General features: G+C 67.3%; 22 protein-coding genes and 1 tRNA gene. 8 read left to right on the forward strand and 15 right to left on the reverse strand.

What is annotated here, in order from left to right; translation table 11 throughout:
* Nucleotides 1-8: 8 nt before the first annotated feature.
* The 9 genes from JNB61_RS12670 to JNB61_RS12710 form a co-directional block, all read right to left on the reverse strand.
* Nucleotides 9-833 (reverse strand): DUF4397 domain-containing protein, encoded by an 825-nt coding sequence (locus tag JNB61_RS12670; protein ID WP_220339839.1) that lies wholly within the window; start codon nt 831-833, stop codon nt 9-11.
* Nucleotides 834-1,012: 179 nt separating this feature from the next.
* Complete coding sequence (locus tag JNB61_RS12675) at nt 1,013-2,506, reverse strand: glycoside hydrolase family 32 protein (protein WP_223214812.1); 1,494 nt, start codon at nt 2,504-2,506, stop codon at nt 1,013-1,015.
* Nucleotides 2,503-4,002: a glycoside hydrolase family 32 protein gene (locus tag JNB61_RS12680; protein WP_220339840.1), complete on the reverse strand. Its 1,500-nt coding sequence runs from the start codon at nt 4,000-4,002 to the stop codon at nt 2,503-2,505. The genes JNB61_RS12675 and JNB61_RS12680 overlap by 4 nt, the downstream gene beginning before the upstream one ends.
* A complete protein-coding gene (locus tag JNB61_RS12685) occupies nt 3,999-5,033 on the reverse strand; it encodes an ATP-binding cassette domain-containing protein (protein WP_220339841.1) in 1,035 nt (344 codons plus the stop codon). Before JNB61_RS12685 ends, JNB61_RS12680 begins: the two co-directional genes overlap by 4 nt.
* Nucleotides 5,030-5,947: an ABC transporter ATP-binding protein gene (locus JNB61_RS12690; RefSeq protein ID WP_220339842.1), complete on the reverse strand. Its 918-nt coding sequence runs from the start codon at nt 5,945-5,947 to the stop codon at nt 5,030-5,032. The genes JNB61_RS12685 and JNB61_RS12690 overlap by 4 nt, the downstream gene beginning before the upstream one ends.
* Nucleotides 5,944-6,927 carry an ABC transporter permease gene (locus tag JNB61_RS12695; protein ID WP_220339843.1) on the reverse strand — a complete coding sequence of 328 codons (984 nt, stop codon included), beginning with the start codon at nt 6,925-6,927 and terminating at the stop codon, nt 5,944-5,946. The genes JNB61_RS12690 and JNB61_RS12695 overlap by 4 nt, the downstream gene beginning before the upstream one ends.
* 41 nt (nt 6,928-6,968) lie before the next feature.
* Complete coding sequence (locus JNB61_RS12700; RefSeq protein ID WP_220339844.1) at nt 6,969-7,946, reverse strand: ABC transporter permease; 978 nt, start codon at nt 7,944-7,946, stop codon at nt 6,969-6,971.
* 62 nt (nt 7,947-8,008) lie between these two features.
* On the reverse strand, nt 8,009-9,679 hold the full coding sequence (locus JNB61_RS12705) for an ABC transporter substrate-binding protein (RefSeq protein WP_220288387.1): 1,671 nt from the start codon (nt 9,677-9,679) through the stop codon (nt 8,009-8,011).
* A 65-nt stretch (nt 9,680-9,744) separates the two neighbouring features.
* Nucleotides 9,745-10,761, reverse strand: coding sequence for a LacI family DNA-binding transcriptional regulator (locus JNB61_RS12710; protein ID WP_220288386.1), 1,017 nt, complete (start codon nt 10,759-10,761; stop codon nt 9,745-9,747).
* A 172-nt stretch (nt 10,762-10,933) separates the two neighbouring features.
* On the opposite strand from JNB61_RS12710, the gene JNB61_RS12715 reads away from it, so the two are divergent.
* Complete coding sequence (locus tag JNB61_RS12715; RefSeq protein ID WP_308291261.1) at nt 10,934-11,239, forward strand: hypothetical protein; 306 nt, start codon at nt 10,934-10,936, stop codon at nt 11,237-11,239.
* 71 nt (nt 11,240-11,310) lie between these two features.
* On the opposite strand, the gene JNB61_RS12720 is transcribed toward JNB61_RS12715, so the two are convergent.
* Nucleotides 11,311-12,300: an NADP-dependent oxidoreductase gene (locus tag JNB61_RS12720; RefSeq protein WP_220339845.1), complete on the reverse strand. Its 990-nt coding sequence runs from the start codon at nt 12,298-12,300 to the stop codon at nt 11,311-11,313.
* A 227-nt stretch (nt 12,301-12,527) separates the two neighbouring features.
* On the opposite strand from JNB61_RS12720, the gene JNB61_RS12725 reads away from it, so the two are divergent.
* From JNB61_RS12725 to JNB61_RS12750, 6 genes are all read left to right on the forward strand, one after another.
* Nucleotides 12,528-13,532: a methyltransferase domain-containing protein gene (locus JNB61_RS12725; RefSeq protein WP_220339846.1), complete on the forward strand. Its 1,005-nt coding sequence runs from the start codon at nt 12,528-12,530 to the stop codon at nt 13,530-13,532.
* A gap of 203 nt (nt 13,533-13,735) precedes the next feature.
* Entirely contained in the window at nt 13,736-14,143 is a 408-nt protein-coding gene (locus tag JNB61_RS12730; protein WP_220288383.1) for a DUF4383 domain-containing protein, read from the forward strand.
* A complete protein-coding gene (locus JNB61_RS12735) occupies nt 14,140-14,670 on the forward strand; it encodes a hypothetical protein (RefSeq protein WP_220288382.1) in 531 nt (176 codons plus the stop codon). The genes JNB61_RS12730 and JNB61_RS12735 overlap by 4 nt, the downstream gene beginning before the upstream one ends.
* Before the next feature lie 113 nt (nt 14,671-14,783).
* Nucleotides 14,784-14,856, forward strand: a tRNA-Met gene (locus tag JNB61_RS12740).
* Between the two features lie 184 nt (nt 14,857-15,040).
* Nucleotides 15,041-16,000: a hypothetical protein gene (locus tag JNB61_RS12745; RefSeq protein WP_220339847.1), complete on the forward strand. Its 960-nt coding sequence runs from the start codon at nt 15,041-15,043 to the stop codon at nt 15,998-16,000.
* Entirely contained in the window at nt 15,993-16,835 is an 843-nt protein-coding gene (locus JNB61_RS12750; RefSeq protein WP_220339848.1) for a zeta toxin family protein, read from the forward strand. The genes JNB61_RS12745 and JNB61_RS12750 overlap by 8 nt, the downstream gene beginning before the upstream one ends.
* An 82-nt stretch (nt 16,836-16,917) precedes the next feature.
* On the opposite strand, the gene JNB61_RS12755 is transcribed toward JNB61_RS12750, so the two are convergent.
* From JNB61_RS12755 to JNB61_RS20500, 3 genes are all read right to left on the reverse strand, one after another.
* Nucleotides 16,918-18,204, reverse strand: a complete 1,287-nt coding sequence (locus JNB61_RS12755) for a hypothetical protein (protein ID WP_220339849.1) — start codon at nt 18,202-18,204, stop codon at nt 16,918-16,920.
* Between the two features lie 484 nt (nt 18,205-18,688).
* Nucleotides 18,689-19,837 (reverse strand): tyrosine-type recombinase/integrase, encoded by a 1,149-nt coding sequence (locus JNB61_RS12760; RefSeq protein WP_220339850.1) that lies wholly within the window; start codon nt 19,835-19,837, stop codon nt 18,689-18,691.
* A complete protein-coding gene (locus JNB61_RS20500; protein ID WP_220339851.1) occupies nt 19,824-20,531 on the reverse strand; it encodes a DUF6214 family protein in 708 nt (235 codons plus the stop codon). Before JNB61_RS20500 ends, JNB61_RS12760 begins: the two co-directional genes overlap by 14 nt.
* Nucleotides 20,532-20,894: 363 nt before the next feature.
* Between JNB61_RS20500 and JNB61_RS12770 the strand changes: the two genes are divergently transcribed.
* Nucleotides 20,895-21,902 carry a nuclease-related domain-containing protein gene (locus JNB61_RS12770; RefSeq protein ID WP_223214813.1) on the forward strand — a complete coding sequence of 336 codons (1,008 nt, stop codon included), beginning with the start codon at nt 20,895-20,897 and terminating at the stop codon, nt 21,900-21,902.
* 47 nt (nt 21,903-21,949) lie between these two features.
* On the opposite strand, the gene JNB61_RS12775 is transcribed toward JNB61_RS12770, so the two are convergent.
* Nucleotides 21,950-22,474 (reverse strand): DUF1643 domain-containing protein, encoded by a 525-nt coding sequence (locus JNB61_RS12775; RefSeq protein WP_220339852.1) that lies wholly within the window; start codon nt 22,472-22,474, stop codon nt 21,950-21,952.
* Between the two features lie 36 nt (nt 22,475-22,510).
* Nucleotides 22,511-23,242: an NYN domain-containing protein gene (locus tag JNB61_RS20505; protein WP_220339853.1), complete on the reverse strand. Its 732-nt coding sequence runs from the start codon at nt 23,240-23,242 to the stop codon at nt 22,511-22,513.
* Nucleotides 23,243-23,268 lie beyond the last annotated feature (26 nt).

Here is a 23,268-nt window from a genome sequence, read left to right on the forward strand (position 1 = left end):
GCAGCCCTTCAGCGCTGTGCCCGGCTGCGCGCCACGACGAGACCGGATGCTGCCACCGCTGCGGCGACCGCGATCCCGCCGAGCACCCACATCGACTGCAGGAGCTGGTCGCGCTCCGCGAGCTGGCCGCCGGTGCCGGAGTTCACGCCGTCGGGAGCGGAGTGCAGGCCGGTGACCGTCTGCACGGCGAGCTTCAGGTTCTTCTTGTCGAGGCTCCCCCACGCGTAGACGACGGTGAGCGCGCCCTCCTGCACGTCGACGGGTGCGGGTCCGATGAGGGGCTCGGTCGTCCCCGCTGCGGCTACTGACGCCTCGATGGTTCCCGGGGCGAGGTTCAGCGTCGCCTCGTCGGGATTGGCGAGGCCTTGGATCACGGCCGTTCCGCCCGCGAGCACGTCGACCGGGGGCGCCGCTGCGTCGTGCCGAACCGTGAGTCGCCCCTGCCCCGCCGCGGTCGGCGACGTGTCGTTGACATACGGGGTGACCGTCGGCGAGCCCGACGCGTTGAGGTGTGCGACGGCCGTGTAGTTCTTGCCTGCTTCGAGCGTCAGCGTCACCGGGCCGAGCACCGGCGCGCTGGCGTCCGTGGCGTCGGTCGCCGTGAGTGCGACCTCGTAGGCGCCCGCGGGCAGATCAAGGGGCCCCGCCAGGTCGCCCGGCTGGAAGTCGTCGATGGTGAGCTCGCCGTTGACGTAGACGTCGACAGGAGTGTCGGGGATGCCGTGCAGCACCGAGAGCACGGCGTTGCCGGACGTGGCTGCCGTTGCGGGGGCGCCCAGGCTGAGGGCGGCGACGATGCCGGCGGCGAGTCCCGCGAGAACCTTCTTTCGCATGGTGTTCCTCCTTCTGCGGGCGGCTCTGTCGCCGCCGTGTGAAGAGTGATTCCGGCGGGAATGGGAGTTCGGATGCAGAGCGAGGAGATTTCTCGACCGCCGCGGTCATCGCCGTGGTGGGCGTCGGTCGCGAGTCTCGGGCGTGTGCCTCGCCGCTCACGAGCACGCCATCGCCCGCGTCAGGCTCGCGGTGTCGGTGGAACGGAGAGTTCGCTGATCGTCACATCACGGAAGACCGCAGTCGCGCCGCGCGCGAAGAGTCGGATCCCGTCATCTCCGGGGGCCGGAAAGACGCGGTGCGACTGCACGCTCCGGCCGTTGTCCACGAACAGCTCGACGCTCGTCCGATCGACCAGGAGACGGATCCCCACGCGCCCGGTTGACGGGTCGAACGCCGCTTGTGTGCGGCCCCGCGTGGGGTTGACGGTCAGCGTTCGGTCCAGATAGGCGTGCGGACCGGACAGGTTGAGCCCGGCGGCGACGAAGCGCGACCCGCCGACGGCGCGACACACCTCGAAGCCGATGTCGCCGGTGTGGTCTGCGGCCTCGGTATTCCACTGGATCTCGCAGCTCAGGTCGTACGCGGACGCGCGGATGCCGAGATCGAGGTCGCCGTCGACCTCCACATCACCGAGGCGGTGCGTGCGAGTGGCGTATCCCGTCAGCGCAGCGGTGGGAGTGGCGGCGAGGGCGTATCCGTCGTACTCGCGCACCAGCCGGAGGTCTCGGACGATCATGTCGTCGCCGTTGTAGCCGTCGGTCACGAGGGTAGGGGTGTTGTGAGGGTAGTCCCAGAAGTTCGCCCAGCCGATGACGTGGCGAAGGGAGGCGTCTTCCTCGCCGGAAGCGTCGTGGTGGGGGTAGGTGACGGCGCCGTAGAAATCGAAGCCCCAGTCGAGCCAACGGGGCTCATGCGCATCGGGAAGGAATCGACTGCCGTCGAAGGCGCCCGTCCAGTAGGCGTAGGTGGCGGGAAGGCCGCGGTGTTTCGCGTTGGCGCTGACCCCCAGAACCCAGCGCGACGATCCGTCGTCGGCGGTCATCTCGAAGATGTCCGGGCACTCGAGCAGTCCCAGGTCGCCGCGGGCGTACTCGCCGACCCGCGTCCACGTGGCGAGATCGGGCGACGCGTAGAAGCCGAGGCGGTCGCCCTCGGCAAGGGCCATGAACCACCGGTCGCGGCTGCTGTCCCAGATCACCTTCGGGTCGCGGAACTCGGTGCGCTCCGGGTCGGCCAGCACGGGGTCGTTCGCGCCGGGCCGGAAGGATCGGCCGCCGTCGGTGGAGTACCAGATGTACTGCGCCTGGCCTCCCTCCGGCACCTGGTCGACCCGGGCCTGCGTGACCACGGCGACCACGGCTCCGCGTCCGAAGCCGGCGGTGTCCTCGGTGTCGATGACGAGCGATCCCGACCAGCAGTCACCGTTGCCGTTGGTGAACTTCTCGACGGCGACGCCGTGATCGACGAAGCTCACGTGGTCCCGGGTGGTGGCCCGGCGCCATGAGGTGCCGATGCCGCCGGCGAGGTAGTCCGCGTTGTACAGGTAGTAGTAGTGATATTCACCGTCGACGAAGATCGGCCGCTGCGGGTCGTTCTTCCAGTTGTCGGGCACGCTGAAATGAAACTCGGGCCGCATGGTGCGCACCGCCGGCTGCCCTGGGCCGATGCTCATGCGCCGGCCGCCGCCGCCGCGTCCCGTGCGACCGTGTGCATGGACCAGACGCGCAGCTGCGCCGGGACGCCATCCCCGGACAGGCGGATGCCGAGGGCGTCCGGGCGGGTCGGGTACACGCGCGTCGTCAGCGGGACTCCGCCTGCGAAGACTTCGAGCGCCGAATGATCCACGAGGATCCGCACGTCCAGGCGGCCGTCGGCTTGGACGGGCACCTCCCCCGCGCGCGGGCTCGCGTCGACCGCGGGGTCCAGGCTCGACCGCGTGCGGTCGAGCGTCAGCTCGGCGCGATCGCCGTGTCGCTGCAGGTGCAGGTGCGTTCGCTCGGCGTCGTCGTCGGTGGCCCGCAGGGCGATCGTGACGGCACCGCCGTGGGGAAGCGTCAGCCGCAGCTCGAGATCGAGCTCGTCCCCACGGACGACTTCCACCGATTCCGCGCTCAGCACCGACGAGAAGGACACCAGCTGCTCGTCGCGCAGTGCGTCGACCTCGGGAGCCGGCGCCTGGCGGAGGGACCCATCGGGAGCGGCCGTCACCACGCGCGGCAGCGACATGACCCCCGACCACCCCGCCGCGACGGCGGCACTGTCGGGTCGCCCTTCCTGCAACCACCCGAACATGAGGCGCCGGCCCGACTCGTCGCGCATCGACTGGGGCGCGTAGAAATAGCGTCCGCCCAGATCGAGGCGATGCAGCGCCGCGGGGACGAAGCGGTCGCCCTCGTACCGGCCGGACCAGTAGAGCGGGTGGTGGGTGACACCGTCGTCCCACGCCGAGAACACGAGGATGTCGCGGTGCGCGCCGTCCTCCCCGCCCACCCGGAACAGGTCGACGCACTCCCACATGGTGCCGGTCCAGTCGGGAGCGCCCGCCTCGCCCGCCGCGCTGTCGCCGACCAGCAACGGCCCGACGTACGCCCATTCGCGCAGGTCGGTGGACTCGTACAGGAACGCCGTTCCCCCCTGGCCGCGGATGCCGGAGCCGATCAGCTGGCGCCAGGCGTCGCCTTCGCGCCACACGCAGTGGTCACGGAAGGCCGTGACCTCGACGTCTGCGGGCGGCGCCGCGATCACCGGGTTCTCGGCAATCTTGGTCCACTCGACGAGATCCGGCGAACCTGTCGCCACGCACGGCAGCTCCCTCTCACCGTGCCGACCGGAGTACACGATCGTGGGGGTGTCGCCGTCGTACACGAGCACGCCGGACCAGCACCCGTCGACGTCGGGGCCGTCGCTCGGGGTCAGCGCGATGGGCAGGTCGCGCCAGTGCACCAGGTCGGTGCTGACGGCGTGCCCCCAGTGGATGCGGTGGTGGAGGGGCTCGTATGGGTTGAACTGGTAGAAGAGGTGGTACTCGCCGTCACGCTGGGTGAGGCCGTTGGGGTCGTTGAGCCATCCCGCCGGCGCGGTGAAGTGGTAGACGGGACGGTGCGGGTCGGCGGCGGCGCGCGCGATCAGCTCGGCCGGGACGAGCGTGGACGTGGATGTCGCGGTCATGCGGCAGGGCTCTCTTCGAGGTCGTCGGACGGTTCCAGGGCGGTGCCGGGCGCATCGGAGGGTGGAGCGTAGAGCCCGCACCGCACCCAGTGCTCGGGCCGCTCACTGACGTGATGGAAGACCGGCTTCGCGTCGGAGCACGACTCGGCGGCGGTATGGGCCAGCGCGCAGGAAGACGGCGCCAGCACCTGCCGGCGGAGGCGAGCGCGTTCGACCGGGTCGAACGGCCGCGTGCGATGGGGGTCGGGCACGGCGGAGATCAGCAGCCGCGTGTACGGGTGCTGCGGGTTCGCGAGCAGCTCCATCGCGTCGCCGCCCTCGACGAACTCGCCCGCGAACATGACGACGATGCGGTCGGCGAGGTAGCGCGCCGAGGCGAGATCGTGCGTGATGTAGAGCATCGAGATGCCCTGCTCCTCGCAGAGCGTTCTCATGAGGTTCAGCACCCCGATGCGCACCGACACGTCGAGCATCGACGTGGGCTCATCAGCCAGGATCAGCCGCGGGTTCACGGCGAGCGCGCGGGCGATGGCGATGCGCTGGCGCTGTCCGCCGGAGAGCTCGTGGGGGTAGCGCTCCAGCATCTCGGCGGGAAGACCCACCTTCTGCATCAGTCGCTGCTTGGCCTGCTCCATGGCGGCGCGTCCGGACGCGGCGCCGTGGATGCGCAGCGGACGCTCGAGGAAGTGGCCCACACGGTGCACCGGGTTCAGTGAGCCGAAGGGGTCTTGGAAGATCATCTGCACGGCCGAGCGGTACTCCCGGGTCGCTCGTCGCTTCGAGGTCGCCATGACGTCTTCGCCCTCGAAGAGGAAGGTGCCCGCCGACGGCTGCTCCAGTCGCGCGAGGCACCGGGCGAGGGTGGACTTGCCGCTCCCGGACTCGCCGACCAGCGCGACGATCTCACCGTGCGCGATGTCGAGGTCGACGCCGCCGAGGGCGCGCACCCGCTTGCGGGAGAGCGTCCCCCCGATGGTGAAGGTCTTCTCGAGTCCGCGTGTCGAGAGCACGGGGGTGTCGTGTGGGGTCATGAGATCGTCTCCGTCATGAGGGATGCGCCGTCGCTCGGCGCGACCCAGTGCGTGGGGCCGACCTGTTGCAGGTCGGGGATTTCGCGGAATCGCACGCCCTCGCCGAGTCCTTGCAGGCGTGCCCGCGGACCCGACATGGGTGGGAACGCGTTCATCAGAGCGCGCGTGTACGGATGCTGCGGCGCGGCGAAGATCTCTCCGGCTCGCGCGGTCTCGACGAACCGCCCCGCGTGCATCACGGCCATGCGATCCGACAGCTCCACCATGAGCGACATGTCGTGGGTGATGAAGAGGATCGCGAACCCGAGTTCGTGCTGCAGGTCTTTGATCTGCGCCATGATCTCCTGCTGCACCACCACGTCGAGCGCCGTGGTCGGCTCGTCCATGATGAGCAGCGGAGGTCTGAGCGCCGTCGCCATCGCGATGACGACGCGCTGCCGCATCCCGCCCGACAGCTGGTGCGGGTAGGAACGAAGCCGCTCGCGGGGAATGCCGACGAGGTCGAGCAACTCTCCGGCGCGGGCGAGCGCGGTCTTGCGGGAGGCGCCTTCGTGCGTGGTGAAGATGTCGGCGATCTGGTCCCCGATGGTCATCACCGGATTGAGCGAGTTCATCGCGCTCTGGAACACCATCGCCACCTGGCGCCAGCGGAACTCCCGCAGCTCTTCGGCGGTGAGCGCCAGCACGTCGGTGCCCGAGAAGCGGATCGAGCCGCCGGAGATGAGTGCCGGGTCGCGCAGCAGCCGGAGGATCGCATTGGCGATCGTGGACTTGCCGCAGCCGGACTCGCCGGCCAGTCCGAACACCTCGCGCTCGGCGATCGAGAACGACACGCGATCGACGGCGCGCACCGTCCTCGCTTCGGTGACGTACTCGACCGAGAGGTCGTCGACTTCGAGGAGAGGTGCGGTCATCGTGCCGCCTCCTTCCCCGTGCGGGCGGCGACGCGCGTCGGTGCGTCGGGGGTGGTGCGGCGGCGCGGCCGGCGCAGGCGCGGGTTCGTCGTCTCGTCGACGCCGTAGTTGACCAGCGCCAGGGCGAAGGCTACGAGCGCGATGCACACCCCGGGCGGGACGAAGACCCACCAGGCGCCCGTCAAGAGGGCGCCGTCGTTGCTTGCCCAGTACAGGTTCGTCCCCCAGCTGACGGTGCTGATGTCGCCGAGTCCGAGGAACTCCAGACCCGCCTGGGCGCCGATGCCGAAGATGACGCACGCGAGGAACGTGCTCATGACGATCGACGCCATGTTGGGCAGCATCTCGCGGAACATGATGCGCAGCCCGCCCTCCCCGGTGACCTGCGCGGCCGAGACGAAGTCCTTGCCGCGGATCGACATCGCCTGCGAGCGCAGCACGCGGGCGGAGCCGGCCCAGCCCGTGATGACGAGCACCAGGATGACGGTGCCGAGGCCCTGCGGCAGGAACGCGGCGAGGATGACGAGCAGCGGCAGCCCGGGAAGCAACAGGAACACGTTGGTCACGAGCGACAGCAGGTTGTCGATCGTGCGGCCGAGGTATGCCGACGCCAATCCGACGAGGAGGCCGACGAAGGTGGCGGCGATGCCGACCGTGAATCCGACGAACAGCGATGAGCGGGCGCCCCAGACGTTGAGGGCGAAGACGTCCTGCCCCTTCGCAGTGGTGCCGAGCCAGTGCTCGGCGGACGGGGGCTGGGAGCCGATGCCCTGGATCAGGGTGGGGTCGCCCGGAGCGATGACCGGGGCGAAGATCGCCATGAGCGCGAAGAGCACCAGGATGACGACGCCCGAGAGGGACTTCCCGTTGCCGAGGAGGCCCCGGAGGAGCCCTCCCCCGCCGCGTCGGCGGCGGGGAGGCGGGGCGGCGACGACCTCACCGTCGGGACCGGGAGGCGAGCCGAGATCGAGTTCGGCCATGACGCGAGGATCTTGCGCGAGTGACATGTCGCACCCTCCGTTCAGCTCACGCGTACGCGCGGATCGAGGCGCACGTACACGATGTCGACGAGGAAGTTGGCGATCAGCACGGCCGTGGTGATCGTGAGGAAGAGTCCCTGCATGAGGGGGTAATCGAGGTTCTGCACCGCGGCGAGCAGCGTGTAGCCGACGCCCGGGTAGGCGAAGACGACCTCGGTGAGCAGCGCGCCGCCGACCACGAAGCCGAGCGACATGCCGAACGCGGTGACGGACGGCAGCAGCGCGTTGCGGGCCGCGTACTGCATCATGACGCGGTTCGGGCGCAGGCCCTTCGCCTCGGCCATGACGATGTAGTCCTCGGCGTTCGTGGCGATCATCGTGTTGCGCATGCCGAGCATCCAGCCGCCGATCGAGACGAGCACGATCGACGTCGCGGGCAGGATCAGGTGATACGCGACGTCGCCGACGAAGGCCAGCGAGAACTCGGGCACGGTGCCCACCTCGTACGCGTGCCTCAGCGGGAACGCCTGGAGCGTGACCCCGAAGAGGTACAGCAGCCCCATCGCGAGCCAGAAGTAGGGGAACGAGCCGATGAAGATCAGCACCGGAGGCACGACGGAGTCGAGGATGCCGCCACGGCGCCAGGCCGCCAGGATGCCGAGCACGTTGCCGATGACGACAGCGACGATCAGCGACACGAAGCCGAGCAGCAGCGTCCAGCCGAGCACGCTCGAGATCACGTCGATCACCGGTGTCGGGAACCGCGAGATCGAGAATCCCAGGTTTCCGGAGAAGATCTGGCCGAGGTAGCGCAGGTACTGCTCCCACAGCGGGGCGTCGCTCAGGCCGAACGTCTCGCGCAGCGCCTCGATCTGCTCGGGGCGGATCTGCCCCTGCAGCCGCGCGACCATACGCGAGACGGGGTCTCCGGGCATGAACCGCGGAAGGAAGAAGTTGAGGGTGATCGATACCCAGAACGCGACGAGGTAGAAACCGAGCCGTCGCAGTATGTAGCCCATGATGAGTCTCCACGGTCGTCCTGCTGCACCGCACGGGCGGCGCAGCAGGACGACACGATGTGTCAGTCGGCGACGACCGGTTCGAGGCTGGTCAGGATCAGCACGGCGGTGCGCGAGCGCACGCCACCCAGGGGTGCGTACGGGTCGTCCTCCGTCGGCCAGCCCGTGAAGCGCAGGGTGCTGGCGGCGCCGAACTCCGGTCCGGGGAACAGCGTCGCCACCGGGGCCACCTCGGCGAACAGAGCCTGAAGATCGTTCATGATCGACTGCTGCTCGGCCTCGTCGGAGCTCGCGGCGAACTGCGCGAGCAGCGCGTCGGCCTCCGGGTTGCCGTAGCGGTGATAGTTGTCGAACGACTGCTCACCGACCGGCTTGACCGTCTCGGTCGACATCACACCGCGGTAGAACTGGTACGGCGTGGGGGCATTGGCGCTCCACACGATGCCCGAGTCGAAGGTGCCGTTCTCATACGAGGCGACGACATCGCCCCAGTCCTTCGCCGCGACCGTGACAGTCACGCCCAGCTCGGCGAGGTTCTGCGAGATGACGTTGCCGACCGACACCCAGTCGCTCGAGGTCGAGCCGACAGAGAAGTCGAAGGCGAACGGCGTCCCATCGGGGAGCACGCGCGTGCCGTCGGCGGCGAGCGTGATGCCCGCGGCATCCAACAGCTCACCGGCACCCTCGAGGTCGCGCTCGGTCCACGTGCACGAATCGACGACGGCCTCGTCACGCCATGCATCGTATGAACCCGAGAGACCGGTGCAGTCGGCGGGGTGCGTGTAGCCCTGCATGCCGATCTCGGTGACCTGCTCGCGGTCGACCGCCATCGACAGCGCCTTGCGCACGTTCGCGTCGTCGAACGGGGCCTTGGTGGTGTTGAACTGCCAGTTGATCATCGACCCGGTCGTCGGGAACCAGTAGAACCGGTGCTCCGGGTCCTTCGCGACGTACGCCTCGTCGATGTTGGGGATGAACTGCGGAGCCCAGTCGACGTCGCCGTTGGCGGCGGCGAGGTTCGCGCCGTCGTTGCCGGCGAACGCCAGCATGCGGATGCCTTCGATCCGCTGCTTCTCGGGCTGCCAGTAGTTCGGGTTCTTGCCCAGGTCGAAGGACTGCGCCTGGAAGTTGGTGATCTCGGTGTACGGGCCGGTGCCCACGGGCTCTTCGTTTGCGAACTTGGTCGGGTCGTCGACGTCGTTCCAGATGTGCGCGGGAGCGATGACCTGCTGACCGATGTCGAGCAGCGCGGGCGAGAACGGCTCGGTGAAGTCGAACTGCACCGTGAGCGGGTCGACCGCCGTCACCGACTCGATGTAGTCGAACCCGCCGCGCACCTCGCGCTGCAGGTCGAACGAGACCACGACGTCGTCGGCGACGAGAGGCTCGCCGTCGGACCACTTCACGCCCTCGCGCAGGTGGTACGTGATGCCCATGCTGTCTGGCGCGACCTCCCACTCGGTCGCCAGCCACGGGGTGGTCGAGCCGTCGGCGGGGTTGTAGACGAGCATCGACTCGTAGATGGCCACGTGGGTCATCGGGAAGTCGGGGTTGGCGAACGGGTTGAAGTTGCGGTCGAACGTCCCCATGTCCTCACGGGGGATGGTCAACAGCTGCGAGCCGTCGAGCGAGTCGGCGGGTTCGCCTCCGCCGGCGCTGCAGCCGGAGAGAGCGAGTGCTGCCGCGGCCGCCAGGGCGGCGGCGATCAGCACCGCTTTGCGGTGAACTGTCATGATGAGGGTGTTCCTTTCTTCTTCGTTGAAGCCGAAGGGGGCTGCGCGTCGGACGAGATGTCCAGTCACACCGATGCGCGTTCGAGGAGCGGGCAGTCGACCGTCACGGTTCCCGTGCCGGTCGACTGACCCGCGATCATGCCGGCGAGGAGTTCCACGCCGAGGGCGCCCATCGTCTCGAAGGGCAGTGCAACCGTCGTGAGACCCGGCCTGAGGTAGCCCGCGATGAGCTCCTGGTTGTCGAATCCGATGACGGCGACGTCGTGGGGGATGCGCAGACCGCGTTCCTTGATCGCGTCGTACGCTCCCATCGCCATGCGGTCGTTCGCGCAGAAGATGGCGGTGGGCGGGTCGGTGAGATCGAGAAGAGCGGATGCTGCGTCATAGCCACCGTGAGCGGTTGCGTGTCCCGAGATCTCGAGGTGGGCGTCGGCGGCGATGCCCGCCTCCTGCAGCACCTCGTGATAGCCGCTGAGCCGGCCGACGGCGGCGGGGATCTCAGGATCGAGGTTGATGAACCCGATGCGGCGGTGCCCTGCGGCGAGCAGGCGCTCCGTCGCGCGGCGCCCGCCGGTGCGCTCGTCGGGAACCACGGCGGGATAGCGGCCTTCGGCGTCGAAGCAGTTGACGAGAACGGTCGGAACTTCGCGCGCGATCTCGGGCAGTTCGACCGCGCGGTGCCAGGTGGCGGCGTAGATGAGCCCCTCGACCCGCTGCTCGAGCAGCCGCTCGATCGCCGCCGTCTCGACGGCTGGGTCGGACTCGGTCGACGCGATGAGCAGGTACTTGTCATCGATCAGGGCACGGTCCTGGGCACCCTTGATGATCTCGACGGCGAACGGCGCGGTGACGATCTCGGTCACGAGTCCGTACCAGTCGCTCTGGTTCTTCGCGAGCGCACGTGCACCCGCGTTGGGGCGGTAACCCAGCTCGGCCGCGGCGGCGAGCACCCGATCACGTGTCTCTTCGGCGATGCTCACCGAGCGCCGGTCGTTGAGCACGAACGAGACGGCAGACCGCGAGACGCCGGCGTGACGGGCGACGTCCGCCATGGTCACCGCGCGCCTGGTCGTCTCTGACATGTCGTGTCCTTCGTTGGATGCGCACCGACTAACGCGCGTGAGTTGAATCTGGACACGATGCTAACGCGCGTTAACAAGCAAGCGCAAGCCCGCGCCTTCCTGCTTCGCGCACCAAGCCCGAACTTCTGTCAACCGCTTCTTCTGCAGCCCTCCTCTGGCGCACACTCGCTGTGTGGGCACGTTGCACGTCGTGACGCTGGTGATCGACCTCCCGATCACCAAGCTCGATGCGCTCGACACGGTCGCCTTCGTGGCAGACGGCGAGGTGGAGGGCGCCGGCTCCGTGAGTCCGCGCGTCTGGCTCAGTACCGACGCGTGGGCGCAGGTCGAGATCCCCAAGTTCGCGGACCCACCCCCGCTCGCGATCGACGTCTTCTCCGAGACCTCGCGCGAGGTGGCTCTTTCCCACGCCCGACGTCTGGCCGCCGCGCTCGAAGAAGTCGGGTGGACGATCCGTCCCGAGCGGCCGGTGCGTTGATGCGCCCGTACGACCGCCCGTGACCTCACTCTCTCGGCTCGTGGCGCCGTCGCCGTCGCGTGAGCCTGCGGTCACAGCGACCGATCGAGCACCTCGCGGAAGCGCAGCGTGCGCACTCGCGTGACCGGACGAGTGGCGAGGACGATCTTGCCGCGCGCGTGCAGCCTGGCCAGGTCTTCGAAGGCGTCCACGATGTCGTCGATCGGATACAGCCCCGAGACGAGCAGCCGGAACGCGCCTGCGGCGGCCAGGTCGACCACCGTCTGCAGCACCTGCGTCGCGTGCGCGGTGGAGTCTGGATCGTCTTGCAGCAGCCGAAGCTCGACGTCGCGCCGGTCGGCGCTGGAGCGGAAGCGGCCGGGCGTGACCCCGAGCGCTTCGGCGACCTCGCGGCCGTCCTTGCCGTAGTTGTCGATGTAGGCGGTGACCGATCTGCCCGCGGCGCGCTGGATCCGCTCCGCGATCCCCTCGCCGTACTTCACGGGCGTGATGCCGAGCTGCCGCAGATAGTCGAAGTTGCGCTCGCCGCACGTGCCGATCACGCGCGCGCCGCGGTATTTCGCCACCTGCGCCTCGATGCTGCCCACGCCGCCGGCGGCCGCGGAGATGACGACGGTGTCGGATGCCGCGATCCGCAGGTCGTCGAGGGTCTCGAGCGCCGTGCCTCCGGCGAGGAAGAGACCGCCCGCGACCTCCCAGGTGACGGCCGGTGGCTTGAGCACGAGCTGATGCGCCGGCACGACGACGTGGCTGGCATGGGCACCGGTTCTCGTGTGCCCGACGACGTCGGCACCGATCCGGTACGCGGTGACGCCCGGGCCGCAGCGACGGACGATCCCCGCGAAGTCGCTGCCCGACGACCGCGGCCACGGGTCGTCGTGCCAGGTGTCTTCCTTGCCGTTGCGCAGGAAGGCATCCATGTGGTTGATCGCCGTCGAGATCACCTCGACCAGCACCTCACCCGGACCGGGACTCGGCAGCGGGTATTGATGGCGTCTGAGCACGTCGGCGTCACCGTAGTGGGTGTAGCGGTAGGCGAATGCTTCCGTGGGTGCGCGCATGGCAATCCCCTCCTGCGGTCTCCGCGAGGCTCGTCATCGGGCCCCGAAGATGTATTCCGGCTGATAGGCCGTGGCGGATGCGGTGCCCGACCCGCGAGCCGACATCCACCTCTCCGGTCAACCCCTTCTCTCCCGCGCTTGCGTGCCGCAGACTCGCCGTGTGAGCACGGGCGCCTGGCCGCCGGGCTCAGCGGGTCTAGTCTGAGGCGCATGTCGGAGGGGGCCGCATGGAGCAGGAGGTCGAGTTCTTCACTGCGATGAGGGCTGTGGTGACTCCGCTGGTCACCGCGAGTGCTCTTCTGCAGGTCATCGATCGGGCCGAGCGCGCCGGTATGCTCCGAGAACTGCGCGAAGGTTCGGACACCACCCGCCTCGCAGCGGCGACGGGCTTACCGCTCGATACTGTCGTGGCATTGTGCGGCGCGCTCGTCGCCAACGGCATCGCGGAACCGGTCGCAGACGGCTTCCGGCTGACACCCGACTGGCGTGCCATCACCGGCGGCGGGGCGTTCGTCAGCCTCGCCGACATGATCGCCCAGAGCCGTGTCATCGACGCGATGCTCTCGGGACGCGAGTCCGCGTACGCGAGCCTCTCGCCCGAGGACCGCTCGACGTTCGCGCATGCGGTGTCACCCAACCCCTACTCGCCCGAGCTCGTGGAGCGCATCCGTGCCGAGATCGCCGCGTCGCCGTGGTGGTCGGGGATGACCGAAGGGGGCCGGCACCTCGAGCTCGGCTGCGGAGTCGCCGGCCGCATGCTCACCGTTCTCCAAGCGATGCCTCGTCTGCGCGCCGTCGGCGTCGAACTCGACCCTGCTCTCGCAGAGGAGGCGCGACGGCGAGCCTCGGATCTCGGCATCCGGGATCGCATCGAAATCGTCACCGGCGACGCGACGACCTACCGCACTGACGAGCCGTTCGACTTCGGGTTCTGGAGTCAGTGGTTCTTCCCGACCCCGTCCCGACAGGCGGCGCTCGCCTCACTGTTCGCCAATGTGCGCAGCGGCGGCGTCGTGCGCTCGCCGGTCTTCGGCGATCACGGCCGCATGGCCGACGACCCTCACGGCGACGAGGCCCGCCAATACAGCCTCAACCGCGTGATGCTCGATGGCTGGGGCGTGCCCGAGCGGACTCCCGAGCAGCTGAAGGCCGAGTTCGAGGATGCCGGCTTCATCGACGTCACGATCGTGTACCACGACATCAACGACGGGATCTACGCGCGCCGCCCGTAGGCGGCCGCCGGGAAGGTCAGTCCTCGATCGGCCGCCCTCACCAGACCACCCGATGAGGCAGCCACTTAGGAGTCGCCGGGCATCACGGTGAAGAACTGATGCATTCCGCTGAAGATGGCATCGCAGCATCCCATCCGAATCCGCCACCGCGCCGAAGACCTTTCACAGCACGGCAGATCGCCGCTGGGAAAGAGAGGTCTCTCATGGGCTCGTCACCGAATCGCATCGTCGCCACGGTCTTCGGCGCCGTCTACCTGCTCGTCGGTCTTCTGGGCTTCTTCGTCACCGGGCCTGTCAGCTTCATCGCGACCGAGGGCGGGCTGCTCCTGGGCATCTTCGAGGTCAATCCGCTGCACAATGTCGCGCACCTGCTGATCGGAGCGGCACTGCTCATCGCCGGCATCGCCGGCGCGCGTCCAGCCAAGATCGTGAACATCACGGTCGGCGCCGCGTACCTGCTGCTGGGTGTCGTGGGCTTCTTCCTCGTCGGCACGCCGGCGAACATCCTCGCCCTCAACGCGCCCGACCACTTCCTGCACCTCGCCAGCGCCATCGTGCTGCTCGGCGTCGGCCTGGCCGCCGAGCGGTCGCCGCGGGTCGCGACGGCGTGACCACGGTTCGGGAGTCCACGACGGGGCGCGTCAGCCGCGCCCCGTCGTGGGTGCCGGTCGCCGCGTGGGGCTTCGGGCTCGTCGCCGTCGGGTTGGGGGCGGCGGCGATCGTCGCTGTGCAGGCCGACCCGCTCTCGCGAGTGCTCGGTGCGCTTTCGGCGGCCGTAGGGCTGGGCGCTCTGCTGTGGGGCGCCACGAGTCTCTCCCTCAACCGGACGCCGACCCCGCGGGCTGCCATCGGCACCCTCTTCGTCGGGATGGGATTCGCGGTGGCGCTGCTCGCGACCGCGCCCGGACGCGCGAGCATCCTCGCGGTTGCGCTGCTGCTGGCTCTCGGTGTCACCGTTGCCTGCGGGATCGTGCAAGGGACGCGGCATCCGTCCCCGCGGTCGAGCCTGTGGGGTCTGGTCGGCGCAGCGACGCTTGTCACGATCGTCGTGGTGCCCGCGCTCGGGGTCTGCCAGGGCGCCGCGCTCCTCGACGCCGACGGCACAGTGCTCCCCGTGCTCACCCACGACGGACATTGACGGATGCCTCGAACGCAGGTTGCTGGGCTCGGGTCGCGTCACATCCCGTCATCGCCCGACACGCTCCGACACTCACATGCGATCCATGCTTGCGGCGTCTAGCGTGGGGGCATCGCGGCGATCCGGGCGGTCCCGGGCACCGGCTCATACCCGGCAGCGTTGCGGGTTCGACTCCCGCCGTCGCGTCTAACTTCTTGTTCCATTAATCCCTAATCAGGGTATAAAAATGTCTGCTACGAGAGGGCCGTCAGGCCCACTTTGCCCACACTTTGCCCACATCCGAGCTTCGTCCACCGCAACGGCGCGGAGGGTAGTCACCACCACATCCTTCGGTGTATGATTCAAAATGAATCACCAGAGGAAGGCAGTGATGTCCATCGTGATCGATGTTCAAGAACTCGCCTCCCAAGCGCTGAGCTTGCTCGACGCCGGAGACGTGCCAGCCGCGCGGGCGCTGCTCGCGGCCGCAGCGGAGTCGGCGCCGCATCACGATCACTCGCCCTCGACCGTCGCCCTGGCGCAGAGCGAGCGCCTCGCACGATCGGCGGCGACGTGCGCCATGGGGGCAGACCTCTCGATGACCTTTGTTGTCGGAGTTGACTTCGCGAACGGGGTTTGGCCCTCGGGGGCGATCATCCCGGCGCATAGCCGACTCGGCGACCAAGCCCTGCTCCGCGCCGAGTCTTGGAGCGCGTTCCTAAAAGCAGGACCTCTCGCCGAGCTTAAGTCGGTCTTCGTGAGGCATCCCGAGAATCTTCGTCCCGCGCGCAGGTGCCTGACACTCATCGCGGGAATGCCGGAGCAGATCGAGACCTGCCCGTCCGACGCGATCGGGCCGCTCTTCCGCACGGCGGATGACGTCTGGGGCGTCGACGACGGGTCGCACACCACGCGCGACTGGCTGTCGCGACTGCTATCGGTCCAGATGGCCCGCCGGGAGGGAGGAGAGCGTGCAACCCGGCGCCTTATGTACTGGGCGGCGAAAGCGGGCGTGCCACAGCGGGAGGTCGCGGACTGGATGGGCAAGCCGCAGACCTACGTCTTCCGGCAGCTGAAGGCGATAGAGCTGGACCCCTCACTTATGACGTTGACACCGCGCGAAATCTACGAGCACCATGTTGCCCGCGAAATCGACCGGCCGAGCCTCTTGGCACTCCTCGCGGCATATCCTTACGAGCCCGGCTCCATCCCCGATGAGGAGCCCTATTGGGGCTACGTCCCCGGAAGCCTAGACGAGCTCACCCAGCTGGCATCCGAAGGGCGAATCTCCCCAGAGGAGCTGGAGGTCGTTCTGGCTGGCATCGAGGCGATGGCGGGTCAGCATGAATAGGGACCCGATCGCGCAGGACGTGGCGCGGGAACTGGAGGCCCTCGCGAAGGGCGGGGCGCACGACGCCGGAGGACCGCGTGCCACCTTTCACCTGTACTCATTGACGGAGCAGGTTCGCCGCGCGGCCGAGGTCGTCCCCGCGTACCTCGAGCGGGACCCCGACGTTGGACGCGACGGCCAGGCGGCGATCGTCACAGCAGGGCCGCCGGGTGCAGGTAAGACCACGGCGCTCGAGAGCGCCGGGCTGCTGTCTGGATCATTCCGGAACATCGATGCGGATGTCGTCAAGGACATGCTGATCGAACGCGCCCTCCACGACGGGATCTTCAACGATCTCCTCTCGCGCCGCCTCGCGGACGGACGTCCCGTGCGGCCGAGAGAACTCGCGGGTCTCGTGCACCACGAGTCGACCGCGATCACCCACAATCTCACGCAACTATGCGCGCGACGAGGCGAGAACATCCTGGTGCAGGGCACCCTGGCCTGGGATCAGCAGCCGCGCGTTCTGCTCAATATGCTCGAGGAGAGCGAATACGCCAGCCTCACCATCGTCGATGTCGAGGTGAATCTCGCGCTGGCGCTTGAGCGAGCCCTCGACCGCTGGTGGCTTGGGCGCGTGGATGCGAGCGACCCGATGGGCGGACGGTTCACGCCGTCGCACGTGATAGAGGGGCTATACCTGCCCGACGGAAGCACCAAGTGTCGCACCAATGCGGAGTTCATGCTAGCGATGTCGGGACAGATCCCCGCAACGCTCCGCGTTCTCTCCACAGACGGCGACATCTCGACCGAAGTTGTCAAGATGAGGGCGGGCGGGCTCGACGCCACAGGGTAATCGAGCTACTTACTCCCTGACGCACTCCCCGCTGATCCGACGCGGCGGAAGCGCCGTAGTCCTCGCTCGCTTCTCAAGAGCATCAAGCCCGCGCTGCGCGCGCGATGAGGACTCTCTGCGCGACGAACTGCAGCACATCGATGTCGGGGTGCAGGGCATCAGCCTCACGCGTTCCCGGAAGCAGAACCTCCTCATACCCGCCACCATCCTGCTTCGAGTGCACAATCCGACATCGGATCGTATAGATGCGATCGGATAGCTGATCCCTGAGCTCCTCGCCGACCTCGTCCATCCGAACCGCCTTGACCCCGCGGATAGGCTGCTTCTTTGCGGTGAGCGCCGATAGCCGTTCCTGATCACTCTCAAGGAACTCTCGAAGGTCCGCGGGAGCCAAGCAACTTCGGATGGTAGTGCGCAGTTGATCCCGCTCCGTCTGAACCCCGCGCACTTGACCGGTGAGGTTGATCAGACGCCCAACTTGCCTATCGTCGTTCGGATCGAAGGCCGGATTCTTGAGGGTTGCCCGCACGTCATTCATCATCTGCTCGCGCGCGAAGAACGGAAAAAAGTACTCGACTGCTTGGTAGTAGGCGAGAAACTCCAGCAGAGGAAGTCCGTCCGCCTCTCGGCCATAGTGGTAAAGCTGTAAGGGCTCCATCGCGTAGGCATTACGCGGGAACCTCACTGCCGCTTGGGATGCATCTTCGCGATTATTGCGACGCGCACGCCGGCGCCGCGGGATACGAAAGCTCGCGCCGAAGACAACGTCCAGGTCGAATGACAAGCGGTTCGCGTATGTTTCAAGGTTCTCCAACGCCTCGTCGTGACTACTTGGCGGGAGCCCCTTGACTCGCAGGGATGTACTCGTCGGCAGTAGTGCGCCACCGAGGGCCGACACACTTCCCAACTCAAGCGCCACAGAGGAGTTCGGGTCCGGGATTTCCAGCTGCCATGTGATCCGGCGAAGGAAGGAGAACTCGTCGTTCTCTTCCTCGGAATCACCCACGGAAACGACGACGCCGGGGAGATTCCGAAGCCTGAAAGCTGGCCGCCCTTGCGGGGGTAGCGCTGCCTCGATCGTTCCTGACTTGTCCGTAAATGCGGCGTAGTCACCGAGAAATCGGACGCTCTCGAAGTCGCTGTCTAGCAGTACTTCGAACTCGTCATCCTCGATCGTCACGCGGCGCGTGGACCGGCCTTCCGGGAACTCCACGACCGCCACCAGCTGCTCCCAGTCCTCCCCTCGATCCATCACGCGGAACAAGACCTTAAGCCCAGCCGCATCGCAACGATCTTTGAGCTTCTGTGCGGTTTCAGTGAGCTCTGGTGCATCACCGACCGAAGCGCCCGAATGCGCCTTGTCTGCCATGAGCCGACCATACCGGCCTCCCGTCGGTTGGGCATGTTCGGAGTTCAAGCCGCGCCTCCAAGAAGCCGAAGCGAGCCGACGCTCACATGCATTCGATTTAGTCGAAGCCCGTACGGCGGCGTCAGTCAGATCGGTGGCGTTGAAGCACCGCCGGTCCGCCAAACCCACGCGCAACTCCCGATGAGGCGGAGGGTTTCAGTCGACTCACGGGCGAGCGGGCTGACGGTCCTGCCGCGGACGACCTTGACCGTGTGGTTGACCAGCGTTGCTTCCCATTGGCGGGTCGCTGAGCGAACGGGTCAGCCGCTGTCATACAGCCGCGACTGTGCAGTCGCACCTCTGCTCGCAACAGCTGCGTGTCGGGAGACCAAAATGATGACCTCATGCGGTCGCACGGCACCGCCACGCAAAACATCACATGTCAACCCGCCAAGGGGACGAGTCAGAGGCACTACCTCGTGCTCAACCTCGCGGTTCGTGCGCGTCAACTCGCTATGGCCGCGCTCCGAGCCCGATTCAATGAGGCCGACACCGTGTCGAGATCATCGTCGAAAAGGTCGGCATAAACGTCCAACGTCATTGCGGCCGACGCGTGCCCGAGCATCCGCTGCACCGCCTTCACGTTCGCACCTGAGCTGATGGCGAGCGAGGCTGCGGTGTGCCGCAGGTCGTGGATCGTCATGCGCTCCAGCCCTGCCTCCTCCAGCGCAGTCTTGAACCACGAGCGCGAGTACTCCGACGAGCGCGGCCGGCCAAAGTAGTCGTCGCCATCGCCGAACAGCAGTTGGTTGCGGGTCTTCCCATCGCACAGCCGCGCGATCGCCTCGTCGAGGAACTCCAAGTAAGGAACTGACCGCCGCTCGTGCGTCTTGGGCGTACCAACGTGAATGTCGGCGCCGACCCGCACGGCGTTCTCGTTCACCGCGAGGCGCCGGCGAACAGCATCCACATCCCGGACCCGGAGGGCGGTGAGCTCGCCCCACCGCAGGCCGGTGTACGCGGCGACATAGACGAGCGTGGCGTGCTCGCCGCACGCGGTGGCGAGGCGCTCGACCTCCTGGTGGCTGAGGTAGCGGTGCGCTTTGCGGACCTTGCGGGGCAGGTTGTCGACTCCGCGCGCGGGGTTGTTCGGGATGCGGCGATCCTTGACCGCGATGTCGAGGACGGAGGCCAGCACGCTGTAGGCGCGGATGACAGTGGTCGCCTCTTTCGGGCGAGCGCCTTGCGCTCGGGTGCGGATGTTGTCGCGGCGGTCGGTCTTTGCTGTCCCTGCCGCGAGCTGCGACACCCAGGTGCGCACGTCGCTGTGCGTGATCGCAGATACCGGGGTCTTACCCCAGCGAGGGTTCACGTAGACGCGCCAGGAATCGTCGAGCGCTTGGTAGCTCGACGGCTTCAGGCGCGATCGCTTGGCCTCCAGCCAGATCGGTCCGAGCTCGGCGACCGTGATGCGCGCCCGCGACGGGTCGATGTACTCCCCCGTCGCCTTCGACACCTCGACGCTCGCGAGGAAGAGGTCGGCGTCGCGCTTCGTGCGGAAGCCCCGCTTGTCGGTCTGCCGGTGGTCCGGCGTGCGGTAGCGCACGCGGTATCGCTTGCCGCGTGCGGTCTCGTACGCCTCAATCGTGCCCATCGGCCCCTCGCCTCCAGCTCGCTTGGTGGTCCCGCCAGCTCTTGACGGCCTCGATCTCGATAGCTCGACTGGCCGTGTACTCCTCATCGGTGCGGGGAGGAATGAACGGCATCCGCTCCCAGAGCTCTTGTGACAGGCGGCGTGCTTCCGATTCGTGATCGACGCTCGTCAGATAGCCAGCATCTCGCGCACGGGCGATCCAGTTGGTCGCTGTCCGCTGCTTGAGTTCGAGCAGCTCGGCGACTGCGAGTGCCGGATTCTCGCCCGTGATCTCGGCGACTCGATACGTGAGCGCTGCAAGGAGCAACCCGTCCGGATCCGACGGCTTGTACTCGTGTGGAAGAGCCAGCTTGCCATCACGGCGACGGAACCTTGCCTGCGAGAACGCAGCTACCCATGCCGGCAGGGCGAGTTCGATCACTGTGCGGACGATCGCATGGACGCGGACCGTGCGCCACAGGGCGCCTGTGATCTCCGCGCTGCCGTCGAAGCGGTCGAGACCGAAGAAGGCGATCTCATATCGCCCCGCGTCGCGAGAGTACTCGAGACGGCAGCGAGCCGTGACGATCTCAGCTCCGGCCAGAGCACCCACGTCGTGACTGTCGACGGGAAGTGATCCCTCGATCGTTTCAGGGATGGCGAGTCCTGGCGGGACCACCACACTCGTCCCAGAGACCTTCACGATGTCGCTCACATCCGCATCATCTCACAAGATGCGCCCCATTGACACAACTAAGCAACTCTGCGAGATTGTGCGTATCGGTGACATGTTGACGCAGGGAGGTTTGAAGATGGATGCCGCAGACGAATGGATCGCAATCCCCCAGGCCGCAGACCTCATGCATATGACGAAGCCGGCGCTCGCTCAGCTCCGGTACCGCGGCGTCGGCCCAAGATTTTACCGGCTGTCGCGCACGACGATCCTGTACAAGCGGTCTGAGGTACTCGCGTGGATGGAGAGCCGCGCTTGCATACGTACGGATGACGCACTCACGCCGAGTTAGTCATCGTCTCGACCGCGGTATGGGCGCAATTGAGTCGCTCGTGCGACCAACGCATGACGTTCAACGCCGCGCGCGACCGCAGTGGCACGAAGCTCTCTTGCCGCTTGCTGAGCGTGTGCGGCTTCGGCACTCCCCAATGGGATCGCGTCGTAGTGACTCTTGTTCCGCGCGCGGCGCAGCGATCGAACCGCCTGGCCGCAGATCGCCGGGCCCTGACCGACATACCCACCAGTACTGGTAGCTTCAGCCTCGTGACGCTGGAGCTGGGGCCCGACGACAAGCGCATGCGGCTGCGGTACGCCGGTATGTGCCGCCTCTGCGGTCAGGTGATCGCGGCCGGCGTGGAGGCGATCTACGAGCGTGGAACGAAGACCGTGCGCTGCCTCGACTGCGTGCCGATCACGACCGCTCCCGAGCCGGGCACCGCAGGCGGTTCCGCCCGCCGTGAGTACGAACGCCGACGGGACAATCGGGAGCAGCGGATCCGCACGGACCATCCCAAGCTCGGCGGACTGATTCTCGCGTTGTCAGACGCCCCGCAGAGCACGAAGGCGTGGGAAAGCGGTGCGGTGGGCGAAGAGCTCATGGCCTTGCGTCTGGCCGATCTGCCTGACACCTTCCGTGTGCTGCACGACCGCCGCATCCCCGGCACTCGCGCGAACATCGACCACATCGCGGTCGGCCCATCCGGCGTTTGGGTGATCGACGCCAAGCGTTACGTGGGCAAGCGCCCCACACTGCAGGTCGAGGGTGGCCTGTTCCGGCCTCGTGTCGAATCGCTCCGTATCGGGGGCCGAGACGGATCGAAACTGGTGCACGGCGTGCAGTCCCAGGTCGAGCGAGTCGCGGCGGCTCTCGCCGAGGAACCGCCACATATCACCGGTGTCCTCTGCTTTCTCGAAGCCGATTGGCCCCTCATCGGCGGCTCGTTCGCGGTCGAGGATGTGCAGGTCTTGTGGCCCCGCCTGCTCGTCAAGCGGATGGTTGAGGCGCCACCTCGGGTCCTCGATATCGACAGTGTCCACGAGCACATCGCGCGATCGTTCCCGAGTGCCGCTTGACGAGCGTGACATGCGGGTCTCACACGGCGGACGAACGCCCGCGACGCTCAGCTCCTGACCATGCGCAGATAATTCGCGACGTCGAAGGCCTGAAGCGGCCACTCATAACCGGCCCGTGATGGGTGGCGCGGGTGACCGCTCTTGAGCGGATCGCCAATCGACACCCACGTACTTCCAGATTTCTCGGTGACGGTGGCGATGCCAGCCAGCATGCGAGGCAGGTACGGTCGGGTCTCGATCAACGCGCCCCACGCCGCAAGCACAGTGAGCGGCCGGCCGTCGACGAACTCGGCGATGCGGCGTTCGTTCTCGGCCTGCAGTTCCGGATCATGTGCGCGATGCATCCCCTTGGGATCGGTCGAGCGTTGTGGGTAGAGGTTCAGCATCACCCAACTGTCGAACCCAGTGCGTGAGGCAAACCCCATGACCTTGCTGACCGTGAGGTCGGGGTCACCGGGCGCCGCGGTACTCGGATTGACTCCCACGCAGACGAGCGGGTTCTCGCCCGCGGTGCCCAGCACGAAGCGCGCTGAGTTGTCGGCACTGCGCTCGTAGATCCATGTCTCTGCCACTGAGTACTTTCCTTCGGTCTGAGCAAGTTCGGTCAGCTACTTCCTGCCGTTCTTCACGCGCAGCCCGCCGGTCGGGTTCGGCAAGACGGTGAACAGCCCGATCTCACGGGCGAGGTCGGATAGCTTCGCATAGCCCCAATTGCGGGAGTCGCAGTCAGGCTGGTTCTTGCGCATGAGTGAGCCCACCCCACCCAGATGCGCCCAGCCGTCTTCGTCCGAGGCGGCGGCAATGCTCGCGCGAAGATTGAATACGAGCTTCGTGTCTCCGCGAAGTTCTTTCGAAGGCACGCGCTTCCTCGGCAGCGCCGTGGTCGCGGCATCCGATTCTGGTTGATCGATGACGTCGAGATAGGTGAACCGATCACACGCGTTGCGGAAGGCTTCGGGCGTCTTCACTTCGCCAAATCCGTACACGGTGACGCCGTCCTCACGGATGCGTGAAGCAAGTCGCGTGAAGTCGCTGTCCGACGAGACGATGCAGAATGCCTGGAATCGTCCGGTGTACAACAGGTCCATCGCGTCGATGATGAGCGCACTGTCGGTCGCGTTCTTGCCGGTCGTGTTATCGAACTGCTGCATAGGCTGGATGACATGCTCGCTCGCGGCGTCCTTCCACCCACGTAGGTTCGGCTTCGTCCAGTCGCCATACACGCGCTTGACGGATGCCGTCCCATACTTCGCGATCTCGGTCAGCACGGCACCGATCCGAGCGGGCGAGACGTTGTCGGCATCGATGAGCACGGCGAGGAGGTCAGTCGGTTGCGGCACGTGATCAGCATGCCAGCCGGGAGCCG

It is taken from the genome of Microbacterium ureisolvens, from assembly GCF_019511645.1.
GTDB classification, from domain to species: Bacteria; Actinomycetota; Actinomycetes; order Actinomycetales; family Microbacteriaceae; genus Microbacterium; species Microbacterium ureisolvens_A.

Excerpts from the sequence above, each read along its gene's own strand:
- JNB61_RS12700 (WP_220339844.1), bottom strand. The coding sequence starts at position 7,946 with ATGGGCTACATACTGCGACGGCTCGGTTTCTACCTCGTCGCGTTCTGG.
- JNB61_RS12670 (WP_220339839.1), bottom strand. The coding sequence starts at position 833 with ATGCGAAAGAAGGTTCTCGCGGGACTCGCCGCCGGCATCGTCGCCGCC.
- JNB61_RS12760 (WP_220339850.1), bottom strand. The coding sequence starts at position 19,837 with ATGGGCACGATTGAGGCGTACGAGACCGCACGCGGCAAGCGATACCGC.
- JNB61_RS12755 (WP_220339849.1), bottom strand. The coding sequence starts at position 18,204 with ATGGCAGACAAGGCGCATTCGGGCGCTTCGGTCGGTGATGCACCAGAG.
- JNB61_RS12685 (WP_220339841.1), bottom strand. The coding sequence starts at position 5,033 with ATGACCCCACACGACACCCCCGTGCTCTCGACACGCGGACTCGAGAAG.
- JNB61_RS12720 (WP_220339845.1), bottom strand. The coding sequence starts at position 12,300 with ATGCGCGCACCCACGGAAGCATTCGCCTACCGCTACACCCACTACGGT.
- JNB61_RS12770 (WP_223214813.1), top strand. The coding sequence starts at position 20,895 with ATGACGTTCAACGCCGCGCGCGACCGCAGTGGCACGAAGCTCTCTTGC.
- JNB61_RS12680 (WP_220339840.1), bottom strand. The coding sequence starts at position 4,002 with ATGACCGCGACATCCACGTCCACGCTCGTCCCGGCCGAGCTGATCGCG.
- JNB61_RS12675 (WP_223214812.1), bottom strand. The coding sequence starts at position 2,506 with ATGAGCATCGGCCCAGGGCAGCCGGCGGTGCGCACCATGCGGCCCGAG.
- JNB61_RS12690 (WP_220339842.1), bottom strand. The coding sequence starts at position 5,947 with ATGACCGCACCTCTCCTCGAAGTCGACGACCTCTCGGTCGAGTACGTC.
- JNB61_RS12710 (WP_220288386.1), bottom strand. The coding sequence starts at position 10,761 with ATGTCAGAGACGACCAGGCGCGCGGTGACCATGGCGGACGTCGCCCGT.
- JNB61_RS12745 (WP_220339847.1), top strand. The coding sequence starts at position 15,041 with ATGTCCATCGTGATCGATGTTCAAGAACTCGCCTCCCAAGCGCTGAGC.
- JNB61_RS12695 (WP_220339843.1), bottom strand. The coding sequence starts at position 6,927 with ATGGCCGAACTCGATCTCGGCTCGCCTCCCGGTCCCGACGGTGAGGTC.
- JNB61_RS12750 (WP_220339848.1), top strand. The coding sequence starts at position 15,993 with ATGAATAGGGACCCGATCGCGCAGGACGTGGCGCGGGAACTGGAGGCC.
- JNB61_RS12730 (WP_220288383.1), top strand. The coding sequence starts at position 13,736 with ATGGGCTCGTCACCGAATCGCATCGTCGCCACGGTCTTCGGCGCCGTC.
- JNB61_RS12725 (WP_220339846.1), top strand. The coding sequence starts at position 12,528 with ATGGAGCAGGAGGTCGAGTTCTTCACTGCGATGAGGGCTGTGGTGACT.
- JNB61_RS12705 (WP_220288387.1), bottom strand. The coding sequence starts at position 9,679 with ATGACAGTTCACCGCAAAGCGGTGCTGATCGCCGCCGCCCTGGCGGCC.